Source organism: Streptomyces sp. NPDC089915, assembly GCF_040684675.1.
Taxonomy (GTDB): Bacteria; Actinomycetota; Actinomycetes; order Streptomycetales; family Streptomycetaceae; genus Streptomyces.
In genome coordinates this window covers 12,618-29,946 of record NZ_JBFBGN010000091.1, presented here as the reverse complement: position 1 = coordinate 29,946, position 17,329 = coordinate 12,618, and the positions used below count along the sequence as shown (strand labels likewise).

Annotated in this window: 16 protein-coding genes; 10 read left to right on the top strand and 6 right to left on the bottom strand. The window is 76.1% G+C overall.

What is annotated here, in order from left to right:
- Window positions 1–521: DoxX family membrane protein (locus AB0O29_RS24320; RefSeq protein ID WP_365154695.1), on the bottom strand; the 521-nt coding region annotated here is incomplete at its 3' end.
- A gap of 124 nt (window positions 522–645) precedes the next feature.
- Here AB0O29_RS24320 and AB0O29_RS24315 point away from each other — a divergent pair.
- The 4 genes from AB0O29_RS24315 to AB0O29_RS24300 all read left to right on the top strand — a co-directional run bounded on the left by AB0O29_RS24315 (window position 646) and on the right by AB0O29_RS24300 (window position 3,319).
- On the top strand, window positions 646–1,110 hold the full coding sequence (locus tag AB0O29_RS24315; RefSeq protein ID WP_365154693.1) for a MarR family transcriptional regulator: 465 nt from the start codon (window positions 646–648) through the stop codon (window positions 1,108–1,110).
- A 136-nt stretch (window positions 1,111–1,246) separates the two neighbouring features.
- Entirely contained in the window at window positions 1,247–2,254 is a 1,008-nt protein-coding gene (dhaK, locus tag AB0O29_RS24310) for a dihydroxyacetone kinase subunit DhaK (protein WP_365154690.1), read from the top strand.
- Between the two features lie 55 nt (window positions 2,255–2,309).
- Window positions 2,310–2,921: a dihydroxyacetone kinase subunit DhaL gene (gene dhaL, locus AB0O29_RS24305; RefSeq protein ID WP_365154687.1), complete on the top strand. Its 612-nt coding sequence runs from the start codon at window positions 2,310–2,312 to the stop codon at window positions 2,919–2,921.
- Window positions 2,918–3,319 (top strand): PTS fructose transporter subunit IIA, encoded by a 402-nt coding sequence (locus tag AB0O29_RS24300; protein WP_365154684.1) that lies wholly within the window; start codon window positions 2,918–2,920, stop codon window positions 3,317–3,319. Before dhaL ends, AB0O29_RS24300 begins: the two co-directional genes overlap by 4 nt.
- A 49-nt stretch (window positions 3,320–3,368) precedes the next feature.
- Here AB0O29_RS24300 and AB0O29_RS24295 read toward each other — a convergent pair whose 3' ends face one another.
- On the bottom strand, window positions 3,369–3,788 hold the full coding sequence (locus AB0O29_RS24295; RefSeq protein ID WP_365154681.1) for a S4 domain-containing protein: 420 nt from the start codon (window positions 3,786–3,788) through the stop codon (window positions 3,369–3,371).
- Window positions 3,789–3,922: 134 nt separating this feature from the next.
- Here AB0O29_RS24295 and AB0O29_RS24290 point away from each other — a divergent pair, with 134 nt between their 5' ends.
- The 3 genes from AB0O29_RS24290 to AB0O29_RS24280 all read left to right on the top strand — a co-directional run bounded on the left by AB0O29_RS24290 (window position 3,923) and on the right by AB0O29_RS24280 (window position 7,404).
- Window positions 3,923–4,318: a molybdopterin-binding protein gene (locus tag AB0O29_RS24290; protein WP_042809951.1), complete on the top strand. Its 396-nt coding sequence runs from the start codon at window positions 3,923–3,925 to the stop codon at window positions 4,316–4,318.
- Window positions 4,319–4,491: 173 nt separating this feature from the next.
- Window positions 4,492–5,307: a molybdate ABC transporter substrate-binding protein gene (modA, locus tag AB0O29_RS24285; protein WP_365154678.1), complete on the top strand. Its 816-nt coding sequence runs from the start codon at window positions 4,492–4,494 to the stop codon at window positions 5,305–5,307.
- A gap of 159 nt (window positions 5,308–5,466) precedes the next feature.
- A complete protein-coding gene (locus AB0O29_RS24280) occupies window positions 5,467–7,404 on the top strand; it encodes an ABC transporter permease (protein WP_365154675.1) in 1,938 nt (645 codons plus the stop codon).
- On the opposite strand, the gene AB0O29_RS24275 is transcribed toward AB0O29_RS24280, so the two are convergent.
- Window positions 7,401–10,088, bottom strand: a complete 2,688-nt coding sequence (locus tag AB0O29_RS24275; protein ID WP_365154672.1) for a phosphodiester glycosidase family protein — start codon at window positions 10,086–10,088, stop codon at window positions 7,401–7,403. The two genes, AB0O29_RS24280 and AB0O29_RS24275, sit on opposite strands and share 4 nt — an antisense overlap.
- 214 nt (window positions 10,089–10,302) lie before the next feature.
- Between AB0O29_RS24275 and AB0O29_RS24270 the strand changes: the two genes are divergently transcribed.
- Window positions 10,303–11,031, top strand: a complete 729-nt coding sequence (locus AB0O29_RS24270) for a DUF4328 domain-containing protein (protein WP_365154670.1) — start codon at window positions 10,303–10,305, stop codon at window positions 11,029–11,031.
- 9 nt (window positions 11,032–11,040) lie between these two features.
- Here AB0O29_RS24270 and AB0O29_RS24265 read toward each other — a convergent pair whose 3' ends face one another.
- Window positions 11,041–13,101: a SpoIIE family protein phosphatase gene (locus AB0O29_RS24265; RefSeq protein ID WP_365154667.1), complete on the bottom strand. Its 2,061-nt coding sequence runs from the start codon at window positions 13,099–13,101 to the stop codon at window positions 11,041–11,043.
- A gap of 133 nt (window positions 13,102–13,234) precedes the next feature.
- Here AB0O29_RS24265 and AB0O29_RS24260 point away from each other — a divergent pair, with 133 nt between their 5' ends.
- A complete protein-coding gene (locus AB0O29_RS24260; protein ID WP_365154664.1) occupies window positions 13,235–13,783 on the top strand; it encodes a hypothetical protein in 549 nt (182 codons plus the stop codon).
- 27 nt (window positions 13,784–13,810) lie between these two features.
- On the opposite strand, the gene AB0O29_RS24255 is transcribed toward AB0O29_RS24260, so the two are convergent.
- Together AB0O29_RS24255 and AB0O29_RS24250 are read right to left on the bottom strand one after the other, a co-directional pair.
- Window positions 13,811–14,587, bottom strand: a complete 777-nt coding sequence (locus tag AB0O29_RS24255) for a metalloregulator ArsR/SmtB family transcription factor (RefSeq protein ID WP_365154700.1) — start codon at window positions 14,585–14,587, stop codon at window positions 13,811–13,813.
- A 104-nt stretch (window positions 14,588–14,691) separates the two neighbouring features.
- Entirely contained in the window at window positions 14,692–15,948 is a 1,257-nt protein-coding gene (locus AB0O29_RS24250) for a DUF6777 domain-containing protein (RefSeq protein WP_365154662.1), read from the bottom strand.
- Between the two features lie 125 nt (window positions 15,949–16,073).
- On the opposite strand from AB0O29_RS24250, the gene AB0O29_RS24245 reads away from it, so the two are divergent.
- On the top strand, window positions 16,074–17,327 hold the full coding sequence (locus AB0O29_RS24245; RefSeq protein ID WP_365154659.1) for a streptophobe family protein: 1,254 nt from the start codon (window positions 16,074–16,076) through the stop codon (window positions 17,325–17,327).
- The last annotated feature ends 2 nt before the right edge of the window (window positions 17,328–17,329 follow it).

The window sequence follows — 17,329 nt, the reverse complement described above, 5'->3', positions numbered from 1 at the left end:
TCCATGCCCTTGGGGGCGAAGAAGGCCCCGGCGCCGTGGACGGCGAGGGCGTTGATCATCGTGCCGGTGACGGCGGCCCCGGCGAGCGGGGTGAGGGCGGCCGCGGCCGAGGCGAGGAGCAGCTCGTACTCCATGCCCTTGGGGGCGAAGAAGGCCCCGGCGCCGTGGACGGCGAGGGCGTTGATCATCGTGCCGGTGACGGCGGCCCCGGCGAGCGGGGTGAGCAGGCCGGCGGCGAGGCCGAGGCCGCCCAGGGTCTCGGTCAGGCCGGCGAGGGCGGCCATGGTGTCGCCCGCCGGGTAGCCGACGGAGGTGAAGAACTGGCCGGTGCCGCTGATCCCGCCGCCGCCGAACCAGCCGAAGAGCTTCTGGACGCCGTGGCCGGCGACGGTCAGGCCGAGGACGACGCGCAGCAGGAGCAGGCCGGCGTCGCGGCCGGCGGTGGAGGGGGCGGGGGTGGTGGCGGAGGCGGCCGGTGCCGTGGCCGGGGCCTTCGTCGCGGTGGCGGAGGCGCTGGTCATGGGGGTTTCCTTCCGGTCGGGGCGGCCCGGGGAGTCGTTCGACGAGCTGGTTGTTCAAATTCGAACCGCCGACGCCGAGACTAACCAGTGATTCAAATTCGAACAACTCGTGTACCCTGGCGGCATGGACGGAACGAGATGGCTCGACGAGCGCGAGATGCGGGCCTGGAGGGGCTTCCTGGCCGCTTCCGCCCTGGTGAACCGGCATCTCGACCAGCAGCTCAAGGACGATTCCGGACTCTCCCACCCGCAGTACGAGATCCTCGTGCGGCTCGCCGCGGCGCCCGACGGCGAGCTGCGCATGACGGAGCTGGCCAACGGGCTGATCAACTCCAAGAGCGGGCTGACCTACCAGGTCACCCAGATGGAGAAGGCCGGGCTGGTCCGCCGCCGCAGCTGCCCCTCCGACGTGCGCGGGGTCTTCGCCGTCCTCACCGACGCGGGCCGGGCCCGGCTGGAGGAGGCCGCGCCCGGCCACGTGACGGCCGTCCGGGCCGCCCTCGTCGACGTGCTCACCCCCGAGCAGCTCGACGCGCTGGCCGACGGCCTCGGCGAGGTCAGCCGCCGGCTGCGGGAACGGGACGGCTGACGCCGCTCCCCCGGCGGGCCCCGGCCGATCCGCCGTCCTCCTCGCCGTTCCTCCCCTGATCCGGCGTCCGGCCGTGGTTGACTTCGAAACCCGGCCGCCAACGGGGCCGGACGGCCGCGCCACCTGGGAGGCAGTTTTGAGGATGCTCATCAACTCCGCGGACACCGTAGTCGCCGACGCGCTGCACGGGATGGCGGCCGCGCATCCCGACCTCGACGTGGACGTGGAACGGCGGGTGGTCGTCCGGCGCGACGCGAAGAGCGGCGGCCGGGTCGGCCTGGTCTCCGGCGGCGGTTCCGGGCACGAGCCGCTGCACGGCGGGTTCGTCGGCTACGGGATGCTCTCGGCGGCCTGCCCCGGCGAGGTGTTCACCAGCCCCGTGCCCAACCAGATGCTGCACGCCGCCGGCGCGGTCGACGCCGGGCAGGGCGTCCTGTTCGTCGTCAAGAACTACACCGGGGACGTGCTCAACTTCCAGATGGCCGCCGAGCTCGCCGAGGAGGACGGGCTGCGGGTGGAGAGCGTCCTCGTCAACGACGACGTCGCCGTCACGGACAGCCTCTACACGGCCGGACGGCGCGGTACGGGCGCCACCCTGTTCGTGGAGAAGATCGCCGGGGCGGCCGCCGAGGAGGGGGCGCCGCTGGACCGGGTCGCGGCGCTCGCCCGGCAGGTCAACGAGAACGCGCGCAGCTTCGGCGTCGCGCTCAGCGCCTGCACCACCCCCGCCAAGGGCAGCCCGACCTTCGAACTCCCGGACGGGGAGCTGGAACTGGGCATCGGCATCCACGGGGAGCCGGGCCGGGAGCGGCGGGCCATGATGACCTCGCGGGAGATCGCGGAGGTGGCGGTGGGCGCGGTCCTCGACGACCTCGCGGAGAGCGGCGGCACGGCGGACGGCCCCGTCCTGGCCCTGGTCAACGGCATGGGGGCGACCCCGCTGCTGGAGCTGTACGGGTTCCACGCGGAGGTCTCCCGGCTCCTGGCGGCGCGCGGGGTGCGGGTGGCCCGCTCCCTGGTCGGGAACTACGTCACCTCCCTCGACATGGCGGGCTGTTCGGTGACGCTATGCCGGGCCGACGAGGAGCTGCTGAGGCTCTGGGACGCCCCGGTCCAGACCCCGGCCCTGCGCTGGGGCCGCTGACCGGGCGCGGCGCGGAGGGCCGGACACATGACGATGGACGAACGAGAGGATCCCCGTGCGTGACGCAGAGTTCATCCGACGCTGGCTGGAGGCCGCGGCGGCCTCGGTGGAGCGGGAGGCGGACCGGCTGACCGAGCTCGACTCCCCCATCGGCGACGCCGACCACGGGGCCAACCTCCTGCGGGGCTTCACGGCCGTCCGCGCCGCCGTGGCCGCGGCGGACCCCGCCACGGCGCCCGGAGCGCTCCTCCAACTGGCGGGCCGCACCCTGATCTCCACGGTCGGCGGCGCGTCCGGCCCCCTGTACGGCACGCTGCTGCGCCGCACGGGCAAGGAGCTCGGAGACGCCCCCGAGGTCGAGGACACCGCACTGCGGCAGGCCCTGGAGGCGGGGGTGGCCGCGGTGGCCCAGCTGGGCGGGGCGGCGCCGGGCGACAAGACGATGCTGGACGCCCTGGTCCCGGGGGTCGCGGCCCTGGACACCTCGTACGCGGCGGCCGGGGCGGCGGCGGAGGCCGGCGCCCTGGCGACGGTGCCGATACTGGCCCGCAAGGGCCGGGCCAGCTACCTCGGCGAACGCAGCGTCGGCCACCAGGACCCGGGCGCCACCTCCTCGGCCCTGCTGCTGGGCGCCCTGGCCGACACGGCGGAAGGGGCCGGCGCATGACCCCCGTCGTCGGCATCGTCCTCGTCTCGCACAGCGCCCAGGTCGCCGAGTCGGTGGCGCGGCTGGCCCAGGGCCTGGCGGCGGGCGGCGCGGTGGCCCCGGTGGCGCCGGCGGGCGGCAGCCCCGACGGGGGCCTGGGCACGAGCGCGGAGCTGATCCTCGCGGCGGCGGCCTCGGTGGACCAGGGCGCCGGGGTGGCCCTCCTGACGGACCTGGGCAGCTCGGTCCTGACGGTGAAGGCGCTCCTGGAGGACGGGGACCTCCCCCCGCACTCCCTCCTCGTGGACGCCCCGTTCCTGGAGGGCGCGGTGGCGGCGGTGGTCGCCGCCTCGGCGGGCGCCTCCCTGGAGGCCGTCGCGGCGGCGGCCACGGAGGCCTACGCCTACCGCAAGGCCTGACGGCTCCGGTCGCGCGGGTCCGGGGGCGCGGCCCCCGGACCCCGGCCGGCTACCGCCCCCGAAGGGTGTCGAACTCCCGCCGCTCCCGCTTGGTCGGCCGCCCGGCCCCCCGGTCCCGGATCCCGACGACCGCCGCCTCGACGGGCGTCGGCACCGCCGGACTGTTGTCGACGAAGCACTCCACGGCCACCGGCGCCCCCACCCGCTTCGTCACGGGCCTGCGCACCACGACCACCCGCTCCCGCCCCGCGTGGAACAGCCGCACCTCGTCCCCGGCCCGCACCGGCTGCGCCGGCTTCGCGCGCTCCCCGTTGACCTTGACGTGCCCCGCCCGGCAGGCGGTCGCCGCGACGGACCGCGTCTTGGTGAGCCGGACCGACCAGATCCAGGCGTCCACCCGCGCCGTACCCGCCTCCACCGGACCCGGACCGGTACCGGCCGCTCCGCCCGTGTTCTTCGTATCAGCCATGCGCCGAGCCTATCGATCCGGCGGCCCCGAACCGGAACGCATTTTGGCGGATACCACAAGGGAGATGGCATCTGCGATAGAGAACGCGCCAAACGAATTGCACATGCGGTCGAGATGCCCCTACCTTGTCGCGCATGCAGTCCTACACCATCGGACAGGCGGCGCGTCTCCTGGGCGTCAGCCCGGACACCGCGCGCCGCTGGGCCGACGCCGGCCGGGTCGCGACCCATCGCGACGAGGCGGGCCGTCGCCTGATCAACGGCCGTGACCTCGCGGCCTTCTCCGTCGAGGTGGGGCAGGGCGCCCACACCGAGGACGGGGAGCCGTACACCTCGGCGCGCAACGCCTTCCCCGGCATCGTCACGGCCGTCACGCTCGGCGACGTGGCCGCCCAGGTCGAGATCCAGGCGGGTCCCCACCGGCTGGTCTCCCTGCTGACCCGCGAGGCCGTCGAGGAACTGGGACTGGAGGTCGGCATGCAGGCCACCGCCCGCGTGAAGTCGACCAGCGTGCACATCGACCGCACCTGACACCGGTCCGGCGCGGCACACCGCCGCCCGCCCCACCGCTGAACACCACGCGCACCGCGCGTACTCACGGCGCACCCGCGCCCGTCCCCACCCGCTCCGCCCGTCACGGCGCGGGTCACACCACGCGGCCCGGCATCCGGCCGGCCGCCGACCCGACCGAGGAGCCCCCTCTCATGCACGCGATCCTGAACCGTCGCGCGGCCGCCGCCGCCCTGACCGCCGCCCTGCTCGTCCCGCTGTCCGCCTGCGGCGGCAACGACGACAAGAAGGCCGACGCCGGCAGCTCCGCCTCCGCCTCCGCCCCCGCCTCTCCCGAGGCGAAGGCCGCGAACCTCACCGTGCTCGCCGCCTCGTCCCTCACCGACGTCTTCAAGACGGCCGGTGCGGCCTACGAGAAGTCCCACCCGGGCACCAAGGTGACCTTCTCCTTCGCCGGCTCCCAGGAGCTCGCCGCGCAGGTCAAGCAGGGTTCCCCGGCCGACGCGCTGGTGACCGCCGACACCAAGACGATGGACGGCCTCAAGGCCGACACCAACGACGCCACGGTCATCGCGAAGAACCGCCTGGTCATCGCCACCGGCAAGGACAACCCCTTCAAGATCGCCGCGCTCAAGGACCTCGCCGACTCCAAGATCAAGGTCGTCCTCGCGGCGCCCGAGGTCCCGGTCGGCCGCTACAGCAAGCAGATCCTCGAAGCCCAGAAGATCGAGGTGAAGCCGGTCTCCCAGGAGCCCAACGTCCGCGCCGTGCTGAGCAAGGTCGAGCTGGGCGAGGCCGACGCCGGCCTGGTCTACAAGACGGACTCCGCCAAGTCCGGCGACAAGGTCGTCAACGTCGACATCCCGGACGACCAGAACGCCGTCGCCTCCTACCCGGCCGCCACGCTGAAGCAGTCCAAGAACGCCGAGGCCGCGGCCGCGTTCGTGGCCTGGCTGAGCACCCCGGAGGCGCAGAAGATCCTCCAGGACGCCGGTTTCCAGAAGCCGTAACACCACGCCCCGAGGGGGCTGCCCGGTCCGGGGGGACGGGCAGCCCCCTTCGGCATGTCCCCCCGTCTCCCCCGGCACGCCCGCTGACGGCGTACGCCCCGCGCCATAGGCTCCGTACGCTCCTCCTCCAGCCGGCCGCAGCCTTCGACCAGGAATCCCATGAGCAGACTCCGCACCCGTACCCGGCCCCCCGTGACGCTGGCGCTCCCCGCGCTGCTCGCCGTCGCGTTCCTGCTGCTGCCGCTGGTCGGCATCCTCACCCGCACCCAGTGGGGCGACCTCGCCGACCACCTCACCAGCCCGGGCGTCGTCGAGGCCCTGCGGCTCTCGCTGCTGGTGTCCGCCTGGGCCCTCGGGCTCTCGCTGGTGCTCGGGGTGCCGCTCGCCTGGCTGCTGGCCCGGGTCGAGTTCCGGGGCAAGGCCTTCGTCCGCTCGCTGGTGCTGCTGCCGATGGTGCTGCCGCCCACGGTCGGCGGTGTCGCACTGCTGCTGGGCTTCGGGCGGCGCGGGCTGCTCGGGCCCTGGCTGGAGGGCACCTTCGGCATCACCCTGCCCTTCCACACCTCCGGCGCCGTCGTCGCGGCCACGTTCGTCGCCATGCCCTTCCTGGTGATCAGCCTGGAGGGGGCGCTCGGCGGGCTCAAGCAGAGCTACGAGGAGACCGCCGCCTCCCTCGGCGCCCCGCCGGTCCGGGTGTTCTTCACCGTGACCCTGCCCATGGTGGCCCCCGGCCTGATCGCCGGCGCGGCCCTGACCTGGGCCCGGGCGCTGGGCGAGTTCGGCGCGACCATCACCTTCGCCGGGAACCTGCCCGGCACCACCCAGACGCTGCCGCTCCAGGTGTACCTGCTGCTCCAGGACCGGCCCGAGGCGGCCACCTCGGTGTCGCTGCTGCTGCTCGCCATCGCCATGGCCGTCCTCATCGCCCTGCGGGGCCGCTGGACGGGCACCCCGGTCGCCCGCAAGAGCGCCGGGACCGGGCCGGCGGCCGCCGAGGAGCCCCCGTCCGAGCGGAACGGCGTCCCGCCCCGGCAGGACGCGCCGGCCGCCGCCGACGGCGGGCACTGGCCCCTGCACGCCGAGGTCACCGGCTTCAACCGGCTGACCCTCGACGCCGCGCCGGGCACCACCATCGCCGTCGTCGGCGAGAACGGCGCGGGCAAGACCACCCTGCTGCGGGCCCTGCTCGGCCTGACCCCCCGCGCCCACGCCGCACTGCGGCTCGGCGACACCGACGTCACCACCCTGCCCCCGCACCGCCGCCAGGTGGCCTGGGTCCCGCAGGACGGGGCGCTGTTCCCGCACCTGAGCGCCCTCGCCAACACCGCCTACGGGCTGCGTGCCCGCCGGGTGCCGCGCGCCGAGGCCCGCCGCGAGGCGCAGGCGTGGCTGGACCGGCTCGGCGTGGGCCACCTCGCCCAGCGCAGGCCCGCGCAGCTGTCGGGCGGGCAGGCGCAGCGCGTGGCCCTGGCCCGGGCGCTGGCCGCCCGCCCCCGGCTGCTGCTGCTCGACGAGCCCCTCGCCGCCCTCGACCAGACCACCCGGGCGCACGTGCGGCACACGCTGCGGACCCATCTGGCGGGGTTCGGCGGGGTGTGCCTGATCGTCACGCACGACCCCGTCGAGGCGGTGTCGCTGGCCGACCGGGTCCTCGTCCTGGCCGACGGCGAGACCCTCCAGGACGCCCCGCCCGCCGAGGTCACCCGGCATCCGCGTTCGCCGTGGGTGGCCCGGATGCTGGGCCGCAACGCCTGGGCGGGCACCGCCACCGCCGACGGGCTCGCCCTCGCGGGCGGCGGGCGGCTGGTGGTGGCCGAGGCCCTGCCGGAGGGGGCGCGGGCCCTCGCGATCATCGCCCCGGAGGCGGTGTCCGTGCACCGGGACCGTCCCGGTGGCAGCCCCCGCAACGTCTGGCCCGGCACCGTGCGCGAGGTCACCGCGGTCGGCAGCCGGCTGCGCGTCCTCGTCGGCTCGGCCGAGGCCCCCGACCTGGTCGCGGAGATCACCCCGGAGGCGGCAGCCGAACTGGGCGTGGCCGACGGGGCGGCGGTCTGGACGAGTGTGAAGGCCACCGAGGTCACCCTGGTGCGGCTCTAGGCCGGAGGCGCCACCGACAGCCAGTCTCGGCCGGGGGCCGCGTGGGGGTCGGCGCCGAACAGGGTGCGGCCCGTGCGCGGGGCCGCGACGGTCAGCACGCCCTCCTCGCGGCCGGCGGTGAAGCCCGGCGCGCCGAGGGTGATGACCGCCGCCCGCTTCCCGGTCGTCCGGCGGAACTCCGCGAGGCGCAGCGTCAGCAGGGCGGCCTCCTTGCGGTCCAGCGCCTGCGGCGCGTACGGCAGGACGACGGCCACCGCGCCCGTGCCCGGCTCCCGGGCGGCGGTGTCCAGGGCCTCGCGCAGGGCTCGCATCCGGGCCAGTCCGGCGCCCCGGTCGAGGGTGCGGCGGCCGGTGTCGAGCGGTACGAAGCGCACCCCGCGGTGCAGGAACGGCGTCCGCTCGGCGCCGGTCAGCACCAGCTCGGCGCCCGCGACGGCCCCGCCGGCGGCGAACCTCCAGGGCCGGGCGGCGGCCTGCGCGGCGGTCCCCACCACCGGGTCGGGCCGGGCGGCGCCGGGCGCGGCGGGCCCGGTGGGCGGGGTCGTGGCGGTCAGGGTGTCCAGCAGCAGCCGGCCGGGACGGCCGCCCGGGGCCGCCGTGAGACGGGTGACGCGCAGGGGCTGTTCGGCGGTGGCCGGGACCGGCAGCCGGACCTCCCGCCAGCCGGTCCAGTCGGCGGCGGGCCCCCGCAGGGTCAGGGGCACCCCGTCGGCCCCGGCCAGTTCCACGGCGGGCCGGGCTCCCGAACCGTCCCCGGCGACCCACAGGGACAGGGCGCGGGTCAGCTCCGGTACGGCCAGCGGCCGGGGCGGGACGGCGGCCGCGCCGGGGCGGGCCTCCAGGGCGAGTCCGGGGCCGGGGTGGCCCTCGGCGGGGGCCGTGCCCGCGCCGGTCCAGGCGGCGGCGTCCTCGAATCCGGCCAGGGGTGTGGTCAGGGAGCCGGCTCCGAGGGCGAGTTCGGTGGTGGCGCCGGTGGCCTTGACGGTGGCGGAGAGCCGCCCGGCGGCCTGCGGGACGAGGGCGGTGACGGTGAAGCCGCCCCGGCCGTCCTCGGCGACCCGCCACCGGGTGTGGTCGTAGCGCAGGGTCAGGTCCCGGGGTTCGACGGGCGCGGCGGCGCCCTGGGCGTCGTACCCGCTGAGGGTGAACCCGGCGCTGTCCCCGCGGTGTTCGAGCCCGATCCGGGCGGGCACGGCCCGGATCCCGGCGAGCGGCCCGAGCACGTCGAGCCGCAGCACCCCTTCGGCCGCGCCGGCGCCCGCCAGGGTCGCCTCCCGGAGGCCCCCGGGGCTGAGGGGACCCGCCCCGGCGGCCGTGGCCCGGACCGTCGCCGCGCCCGGCCGGCCGGCGCGGTAGACGCCGTCCGGGCCGACGCGGCCCCGGTCGGCGGTCCAGCGCGGGGTCGCGGCGGCCGGGGCGAGGGCGGCGTCGTAACCGGTGGCGGTGAGGGTGCGGGTCAGGCCGGGGAAGAGCCGGTCGGCGCCGCCGACGGGCTCGACGCGGAACCCGGCGAGGGGGCCGGGGACGGCCGGGGCGGTCAGGACGAGGCCGTTGGGCACGGGCCGCTGCCGCCCGTCGGACGGGGAGTTCTCCAGCGTGAGGGCGCCCGCGCCGGCGTGGGCGGCGAGCAGGGTGGCGGAGCCGCCTCCGTCGAGGTTGAGGGCCTCGTAGGCGCCGAGCCGGTGCATGAGCGCGCCGAGCCCCGTCAGGGTCAGGCCGCCGCTGTCGCGCTGGCGGCCGTCGACGGTGACCAGGCTGAGCCGCCGGCCGTCCCGGGAGAGCCCGACGGCGGTCCGCGGGGCGGCGGCGTCGTTGGCCTCGCCGTCGTGGTTCAGCGGCACACCGGCGGCGACCAGGGTGCCGCGCCCGCCGAGCGCCGTGACCGGGGCGGGCCCGGACGCGGGCAGCGGCCGGGCGGTGACGGCCACCTCGTCCCCCGGGCGCAGGGCGGCGAGGGCGGCCGCCGGGCCGGTGCCCCGGGCGGTGAGCAGGGTGGTGCCGGGGGCGGGCCGCGCCGCCGGGGCGGGACCGGTGGCGGCGACCTTCCCGTCGCGCAGCTCCACGGCCGGGCCGGGTCCCGCCGCCGGGAGCCGTTTGCCGCCCCAGTCGGCGGTGTAGGCGGCGAAGCCCTCGGCGGGCGGCTTGGCGGCGTTGTACCCGGCCAGGGGGTACGCGCGCCCGCCGGGCAGGGTCACCGTCCCGTCGAGGCCGAGGCGCAGGAGGCGGCCGGCCCCGTCCGGGCCGAAGCCGACGGCCGCTCCGCCGCCGGGCCCGGGCGAGGCGGAGTGCAGGAGCCGGCCCGCGCCGACGCCGGGGCCGAGGGGGGCTCCGGTGGCCTTGATGTCGAAGAAGTCGCCGTTGACGGCGGCGACCACGCGCCGCCCGGCTCCGGGCCGGTAGTGGGCGACGGCCTCGCCGAGGGTGACCGGGCCGCCCGCGCCGCCCAGGTATTCGGCCCGGACGCCGCCGCGCGGGTCGAGGTCGGCCACCAGCTCGTCGATCCGCAGCCAGCGGTCCGCCTCCAGCCGGTCGTAGGACTCCAGCCGGATCCCGGGGGCGAGCTGACGGGTGGTCCGGGCGGTCTCGATGCCGCCGCCGGTTCCGCCGGCCGCGGCGGCGTACGCGGGGACGGGGGCGAGCAGGACGGTGCTCAACAGGGCGGGCAGCAGCGGACGGAGGCTCATCACCCCGGCAGGATCGCCGTACTGTACGACCATCGGCTCCCGGGCGCACCGCGTGGACCAGCGGCTTCACCCGTTCGTACCCCTCGTACACCCGTGTGGACGCCGGGGTCGGGGCTGGCATATGTTCACCCCCATTGCCCGGGGCCCCGCTCGGCCGGCCCCGCCGCGCATCCCGACCGTTCTTCGCAGACGTTCCCGTGGGGGGTACTTCGTCATGTCCTTCGGCTCGCCCGGATCAGCACCGTCCGCGTTCCCCGGCCACCGGCCGCCGCTGCCGAACCTCCCCGTGCTGCGCTCCCCCCGGGGGCTGGCGACCGCGCTGACCGCACTCCTGTCGGTCTGCGCGGGGGTGAACCTCCTCTCGGCCGGCGTGGGCGTCTACACCTGGTCCCTGACGCGGGTCCTGACGGGTGATCCCGTCGCGGTCCGGGACGACGCCCTGCGGCGGTCCGGCCTCCTGTCCAGCATGACGGGGTCCTTCCAGATGCTGTCGCTGCTGGCGACCGGCGTCGTGTTCATCATCTGGTTCCACCGGGTGCGCACCAACGGCCAGGTCCTCCTCCCCGGCGGCTTCAGCCAGTCGCGCGGCTGGGCCATCGGGGGCTGGTTCGTCCCGTTCGGCAACCTCTACCTCCCGTACCGGATCGCGAAGGAGACCTGGCGGGCCGCCGGCCGGCCGGATCAGGAGGGCTCCGGGCGGCGCGCGTCCACCGCGCCGGTGACCGCCTGGTGGCTGGTGTGGGTCGGCTCCACGCTCTGCGACGCCGTCGTGGAGCAGCTCTACAAGCGGGTCGAGACCCCCGAGGCGCTGGGCATCGCCGCCGGCTCCGGCGCCTTCGCCGACCTCATCACGGCCGCCGCGGCCGTCCTCGCGGTCCTCTTCGTCCGCCGGCTGACGGCCCTCCAGCACACCCGGGCCATGAGCATGTACGCCGCGGTGTGACGCCCGGAGCTACCCCGCCGCCGGGACGGCGAACTCGCACCACACGCACTTGCCGCTGCCCCGGGGCTCCACGCCCCAGTCGTCCGCGAGGCGGTCCACGAGCATCAGGCCCCGGCCCGACACCGCCCAGTCGTCCGCCTCGCGGCGGCGCGGCAGGGCGCTGCTGGAGTCCTCGACCTCGATCCTGATCCGGCCCTCGGCGGTCAGCCGCATGCCGACCTCCCCGCCGCCCTCGGTGTGCACGAGGGCGTTGGTCATCAGCTCGTCGGCGGCGAGTTCGATCTCGTCGGCCCGCTCCGGGGCGCCCCAGGCCGCGGCCGCCGCGCGGATCAGGTGGCGGGCCAGGGCCGGTCCGTCGGTGTCGCCGGGCGTCAGGTGCTGGCGCAGCGGGCCGCCGCCGCGCGGGGCGGGGGTGCCGCGCCGGCGCAGGACGAGCAGGGCCATGTCGTCCCCGCCGCCCGCGTCCCCGACGAGGTCGCACAGCACGTCGGCGAGTTCCTCGACGTCGGCGGGACCCGCGCGGGCGGCGTCCATGAACTCCCGCATCCCGGCCTCGGGGTCCGCGCCGGGCCGCTCCACCAGGCCGTCGGTGCAGAGCAGCAGGGTGTCCCCGGGGTGCAGTTCCATGCTGGTGACGGGGTAGCCGCAGCCGGTGCCCGACGGCTCGCGCGGCGGCAGTCCGAGCGGGAGGCCGCCCGCGACCTGGACGCGGTGGCAGGTGCCGTCCCCGCGCCGGACCACCGGGTCGAGGTGGCCGGCCCGGACCAGGCGGAGCATCCCGGTGTTGAGGTCCGCCTCGGCGTAGGTGCAGGTGGCGAAGCGTTCGGTGGCGAGGTCGCGCAGGAAGGCGGAGGCCCGGGCCATGGCCGTCCCGGGGGTGTGGCCTTCCAGGACGTAGGCGCGCAGGACGATGCGCAACTGGCCCATGACGGCGGCCGCGTCCGTGTCGTGGCCCTCGACGTCGCCGATCATCACCCCGACGCGGCCCTCGCCGAGCGGGATGACGTCGTACCAGTCGCCGCCGATGTCCCGTCCGATCCGGGCCGCCCGGTACCGTACGGCGATCCGAGCGCCGGCCACCTCCGGGATCCGGCGGGGCAGCATGGCCCGCTGGAGGCCCTCGGCGAGGTCGTGCTCCTGCTCGAAGAGGATGGCCCGCTGGAGGCTCTGGGCGATTCCGCTGCCGAGCGCCACGAGCAGGTTGCGCTCCTCGGCGGTGAAGTCGCCGTCGCGGGCGTAGAGCAGCCCGAGCGCGCCGACGGGGCGGCCCTGGGCGATGAGCGGGAGGTAGACGCCGCTGCGCACGGCCAGCGGCTCGATGTACGGCCACAGTTCGGGGTAGCGCCGGCGGAACTCCTCGCGTGAGGACAGGTAGACGGCCTGGAGGGTGCGCACGGCCTCGCTCATGGGGAGCCGGGCGTCGATGCGGGTGTACTCGATCTCGGGTACGTACGCGCCCAGTTGCCCCTCGGCGACCAGGTGGATCCGGCCGCCGTCGACGATGCCGAGCATGACGCTGACGGCGCCGAGGTGGCCCAGTCCCTCGGGGTCCTTGAGGATGTCGGTGACGTCGTTGACGGTGCGGGCGTGCGCGAGGATCGCGGCGGTCCGCTCGACGACCCCGGTCATCCGGCGCCGGCCCTCGTCGCGTTCCCCGTCCGCGCCGGACTCCGCGGGGTCCTGGTCGGCGTCGCGGAGGATCCCGATGATCCGGTAGGGGCGGCCGGAGGGGTCGCGCAGGACGTGGCCCTGGAGGTGGGTCCAGGCGGCGCCGCCGTCCTGGCGCAGGGTGCGGAAGTAGGCCCCGTAGTGGCTGCGGCCGTCCCGCAGCGCCTGGGCGACCCGGTGGTCGAGGCGCTCCTCGTCCCCGGGGACGATCCGGGCCCGCAGTCCGCCGGGGGTCCCGTCGAACCGCTCCGGGTGCAGGCCGAGGACCTCGAGGGCGGTGGCGTCCAGGTGCATGCGGCCGCTGTCGAGGTCCCAGTCGAAGGTGCCCATGCGGTTGAGCGCGAGGCTCAGATCGGGCCGCGCGGGCCAGTCGACCGCCGGGGTGCGTCCCCGCTGGTCCATGCTGCCAGGGTCTCACTCTTCCCCGGCCCCGGCAGCGCGCCCGTCCCGGGCCGGGCCGGGCGGCCGCGATTTGCCGGGTCCGGCGGCCGGGCGGACGATCGGAGCGTCCCCGTGTCTGCGAAGGGAGACACCCATGAGGCGCCTGAGCTGGACGTACCGGGCCTCGGTCGGGGCGGTGGTGGCGTGCGGACTGGCGGTGGGTCTGGCGACCCCCTCCTCGGCGGCGTCGAAGCTGCTGAGCCTGAAGCTGGACGCCCCCTACGTGACGGTCTCGTTCCTCGACTCCGAACCGCATGACAAGAGCAACGTGCTGGTGCTGCGGCCGCAGGACGGCGGGGAGACGCTGCGGGTGGTCCTGTCCGACGAGGTGCCCGGCGTCGGGAAGACCGTCGTGAAGAGGCTGGACGCCGGGATCCGCCCGCACATGCGCTACTGCGCGGCCGTCGAGGTGGCCGTCCTGTCGGCGGAGGTGCCCACCGGGCTCCCCACCGCCCTCCCCACGGAACTGCCCACCGCGCTCCCGACGGAGCTGCCGACCGAAGTGCCGACGGGGCTCCCGACCGAGGTGCCGACGGGACTGCCGACCGCGCTGCCGGAGCCCGATGACGTCGGCACGATCTACGAGACCGGCACGGTCTGCGCCGACCCGCCCGGAGCGGCGGCGACGCCGGGCGGGTCGTAGGACGGCCGCAGGGCGGGCCGCAGGGCGCTACTTGCCGGAGCCGCTCCACGCCGGGACGGGCAGCGTGCCGCCGGTCTCGGCGTAGGTCTTGAGGTTGGCCAGGACGAAGTTCCAGCCGCCGGAGATCTGCCGGTGCTCCTGGTCGTCGCGCAGGTTGACGTGGGTGACGGTGAGCTGGACGGCGTCGCCGTACGGCTTGAGCTCGAAGGTGACCCGGGCGGGGCCGTTGGGGCGCTCCTCGCCGGGGCCGGTCCAGGTCAGGACGAGGCGGCGCGGTGCGTCGATCTCGACCACGGTGCCCACGACGTCGTCGGTGCCGGAGCCGTCGAGGCGCCGGTGGGCCCAGGGGGATCCGGGCCGCCAGTCGGAGACGTTGTGGTGGAACCAGTAGGCCGCGGTGGCCTGCGGGTCCATCAGGCACTCGAAGACCTTCTCGGGCGTCGCGGCGATGTAGGTGGTGTGGACGAACTCGGGGCGCGGTTCGCTTTGGGTGTTCATCAGGGTTTCGGCCTTCTGTTTCAGGGCGCTCAGCGCGTCCAGCCGGGGCCGGTCGAAGGCGCTGATCCACCGCTCCTGGATCTCGTGGAGGGGTACGGGGTTGAGGTAGTGCAATTTCTCGCGGCCCCTGCGGACGGTCGTCACGAGGTTCGCGGCCTCCAGCACCCCGAGGTGCTGGGTCAGTGACTGCCGGGCCATCCGCACGCTCTCGCACAGTTCGCCCAGGGTCTGACCGTTGTTCTCGCGCAGCCTGTCCAGCACGAACCGCCTGGTGGGATCGGCCAGGGCCTTGAAGACCCGGTCCATCTCGCTGCTCACACCTCAATAATGCAGGCAAATACCTGCATGTCAAAACCGCACGGCCCCCGGCCCCCCACCGCGCCGGGGAGGGACCGGGGGCCGGAGCGCGTCTAGTACGGGTTCTCCGGGGGGTTGGCCGGCGGGGTGGTCGCCGGGGCGGGCGGGGGCGCCACCGGCGCCGCGGTCGTACGGGCCGGCGTGGGCGGGTACGGCTCGGTGGCGGTCTCGGAGGGCGGCTCGGACGGCGTGCCCGGCCGGGTGGCGGACGGGGTCCCGGTGGCGGTCCCGGCCGCCGTGCCGGTGGGCTCGGGGGTCGCCGGAGCGGTGGTCCCGGCCGTCGGCGCCGCCGTGGACGGGGCGGGCCGGGTGGCGGTCGGGCCGACGGTGGCCACCGGCGTCGGGACGGGCGGCGGCGGAACCGGCTTGTCGGGCTTCGGGGTGGCGCCGCGCCCGCGTTCGAGCCAGCTGCGGTCCTGGTGGTCGTAGATGACGAAGGCGTTCACGGTGGTCTCCGACGGCGCGACGACCACCACCTTCGACGGCTCGTACGCCCCCCAGGACTCCCCGCTGCGCTTCGGGTTGGCCTTCAGCGCCACCGGCGGACCCAGCGGGTTCCCGCAGGCGCAGCGCACCCTGGGCACCCCCCGGTCGTCCACCAGCACGGCCGTCCCGGCCTGGAGCACGGCCTGGTAGGCGGTCGGGGCGCCGTCGCGGTAGCCGTGGTTGGTGACCCGGGTGTCCAGGCGCAGCTGGACGGCGGTGAGCCCGCGCAGGTAGCCGGGCACGGCGGCCGGTTCGACGCCGAGGGCGGAGGCGAAGGCGCCGTTCTTGGCGGGCTGCCCGTTCAGCGCGGCGATCTGCTTCTCCACGTCGCAGCTGGCGACGTCCCGCGTGCCCCCGTAGAGGCCGGGCGCGGAGCCGCTGATGCTGCGGGTGCCCGCCGCGGCGGAGGCGGTGGCCGAGGCGGTGCTCGGGCTGGGCGCCGGGCTCCGCGGCGGCGGGGTGGCCTGCCGGGCGGCCGTGGACTCGGTGAAGGGGTCGGGGCCGGAGGCGGCGGCCGGCTGGAGGAACACCTCGCCCGCGGCCTGGCCCGAGGAGCCGCCGGGCCGGGTCAGCACCACGGCCAGGACGGCGACGACCGCCGCCGCGACGACCGCCGTGGCCAGCCGGGGCACCGACCGCCACCAGGGCCGCGGGGGCGGCTCCCCGCCGCCCCCGGAAGACCCTCCGGGAGGTGCGGGCGGCGGCACGGAGCCCCGGTCCCCGCCGCCCGAGAGGGGACCGGAAGGGGGACCGGTGGGACGTTCCGAGGCCGGCGGCTGCGAGGAGGACGGGGGCGGCTGCCCACCGGACGGCTGAGTGGTCACGGGCCCTTCTTCCCGAGCACCGAACGAGAGGATTCCGGACATCTGCCGGATTTCCGGCACTCCTGCCGCCCATTGTGTGCGTGGTCCGAGTGGTGCCCGCAAGCCGGGGATGCCACGGTTGCAGGGTGAGCGGTACCTCAACGAGGGCCTGGCGGGACGCCCTCGCCGCAGTCGTGGCGGGCTTCGCGGTGATGACCGCGGTGGCCGCCGCCGGCCTCGCCTGCGCCGGAGCCGCCGACCTTCCGGGCGGGGCGTTCCCCCATGTGGCCGCCGCCGTCGTCGTGATGGCGGCCGGCGGCGAGGTGGGCATCACGGGCGACGCCGGAGTACTGGGCGGCGCCCAGGCCGGACTGTCCGTGCTCCCCCTGTCGGTGAGCCTGGCCGGGGCGCTGACCACCGGCTACCTGTTCCTGCGCCCGCTGCGCCACCGTGCGGTGGCCCGGCCGCGCGAGCTGCTGGCCCGGGGTGCGCGGTCGGCGCTGCTGTGGCTGGTCCTGCTCACCCTCTTCGCGCTCTTCGCGCACCACACGTTCCGCCTGCTGAGCGGGGACTCCCCACTGGAGGGCCTGGGCGAACTCCTCGACTCCACGCCGACGGCCGGCTTCCGGGCGGACCTGCCCGCGACCCTGCTGTTCGGACTGCTGTGGATCCTGGGCCTGTTGCTGATCGCGCTGCTGGTCTCCCGGCGCGCGCCGCTGCCGGCCCGCCTGCTCCGCTTCCACACGGCGGTGCGCCCGGCCGCGTTCGCCACGGCCGTGCTGCTGGTCGGGTACGTGGTCCTCGGGCTGGCCGTCGGCCTGATCGCGGCCGCCACCCAGGGTCACGCCACACGGACCCTGGCGGTGCTCCTGCTGGGCCTGCCCAACCTGGCCTGGCTCGCCCTGACCCTCGGCTTCGGGGGCGCCTGGCAGGGGCGGGCCGAGGGCCCGTTCGGGCTGCCGATGCCCCAGCTGCTGGACCGGGTGCTGCGCGGGCCCGACCTCTCCACCGTCGACGTCTCCTCGCTCGCCCGGCACGACGGCCGGGCGTGGTGGCTGGTCGCGGTGGCCGCCGTCGCACTGCTCGCCGCGGGCGTGCTGGCGGCCGTACGCTCCCCGGCGGGGGTCCGGCCCTGGCAGCACGCCCTGCACCTGGGGGTGGCGCTCGCGCTGGCCACGCTGACGGTCTGTCTGCTGGGCCGGGTCCAGGCCCAGTTCGGACTCTCCCTGCTGGGCATCGGGGACGACTCGGGGCTCGGCGGCAAGGTCGAGCTCATGCCGTCGCTGTGGCGTACGACCGGCCTCGGCCTGCTGTGGGGCGCGGTGGCCGGGTTCCTCGGCGCCCTCCTGGCCCGCCCCCTGCGCCACCCCGGCCGGGTGGACGAACCCTCCGCCCGGTAACC

What these genes read in the sequence shown, in the direction of transcription:
- AB0O29_RS24315 (WP_365154693.1), top strand. Translation starts at nt 646, where the DNA reads ATGGACGGAACGAGATGGCTCGACGAGCGCGAGATGCGGGCCTGGAGG.
- AB0O29_RS24300 (WP_365154684.1), top strand. Translation starts at nt 2,918, where the DNA reads ATGACCCCCGTCGTCGGCATCGTCCTCGTCTCGCACAGCGCCCAGGTC.
- AB0O29_RS24295 (WP_365154681.1), bottom strand. Translation starts at nt 3,788, where the DNA reads ATGGCTGATACGAAGAACACGGGCGGAGCGGCCGGTACCGGTCCGGGT.
- AB0O29_RS24290 (WP_042809951.1), top strand. Translation starts at nt 3,923, where the DNA reads ATGCAGTCCTACACCATCGGACAGGCGGCGCGTCTCCTGGGCGTCAGC.
- modA (WP_365154678.1), top strand. Translation starts at nt 4,492, where the DNA reads ATGCACGCGATCCTGAACCGTCGCGCGGCCGCCGCCGCCCTGACCGCC.
- AB0O29_RS24280 (WP_365154675.1), top strand. Translation starts at nt 5,467, where the DNA reads ATGAGCAGACTCCGCACCCGTACCCGGCCCCCCGTGACGCTGGCGCTC.
- AB0O29_RS24275 (WP_365154672.1), bottom strand. Translation starts at nt 10,088, where the DNA reads ATGAGCCTCCGTCCGCTGCTGCCCGCCCTGTTGAGCACCGTCCTGCTC.
- AB0O29_RS24270 (WP_365154670.1), top strand. Translation starts at nt 10,303, where the DNA reads ATGTCCTTCGGCTCGCCCGGATCAGCACCGTCCGCGTTCCCCGGCCAC.
- AB0O29_RS24265 (WP_365154667.1), bottom strand. Translation starts at nt 13,101, where the DNA reads ATGGACCAGCGGGGACGCACCCCGGCGGTCGACTGGCCCGCGCGGCCC.
- AB0O29_RS24260 (WP_365154664.1), top strand. Translation starts at nt 13,235, where the DNA reads ATGAGGCGCCTGAGCTGGACGTACCGGGCCTCGGTCGGGGCGGTGGTG.
- AB0O29_RS24255 (WP_365154700.1), bottom strand. Translation starts at nt 14,587, where the DNA reads ATGGACCGGGTCTTCAAGGCCCTGGCCGATCCCACCAGGCGGTTCGTG.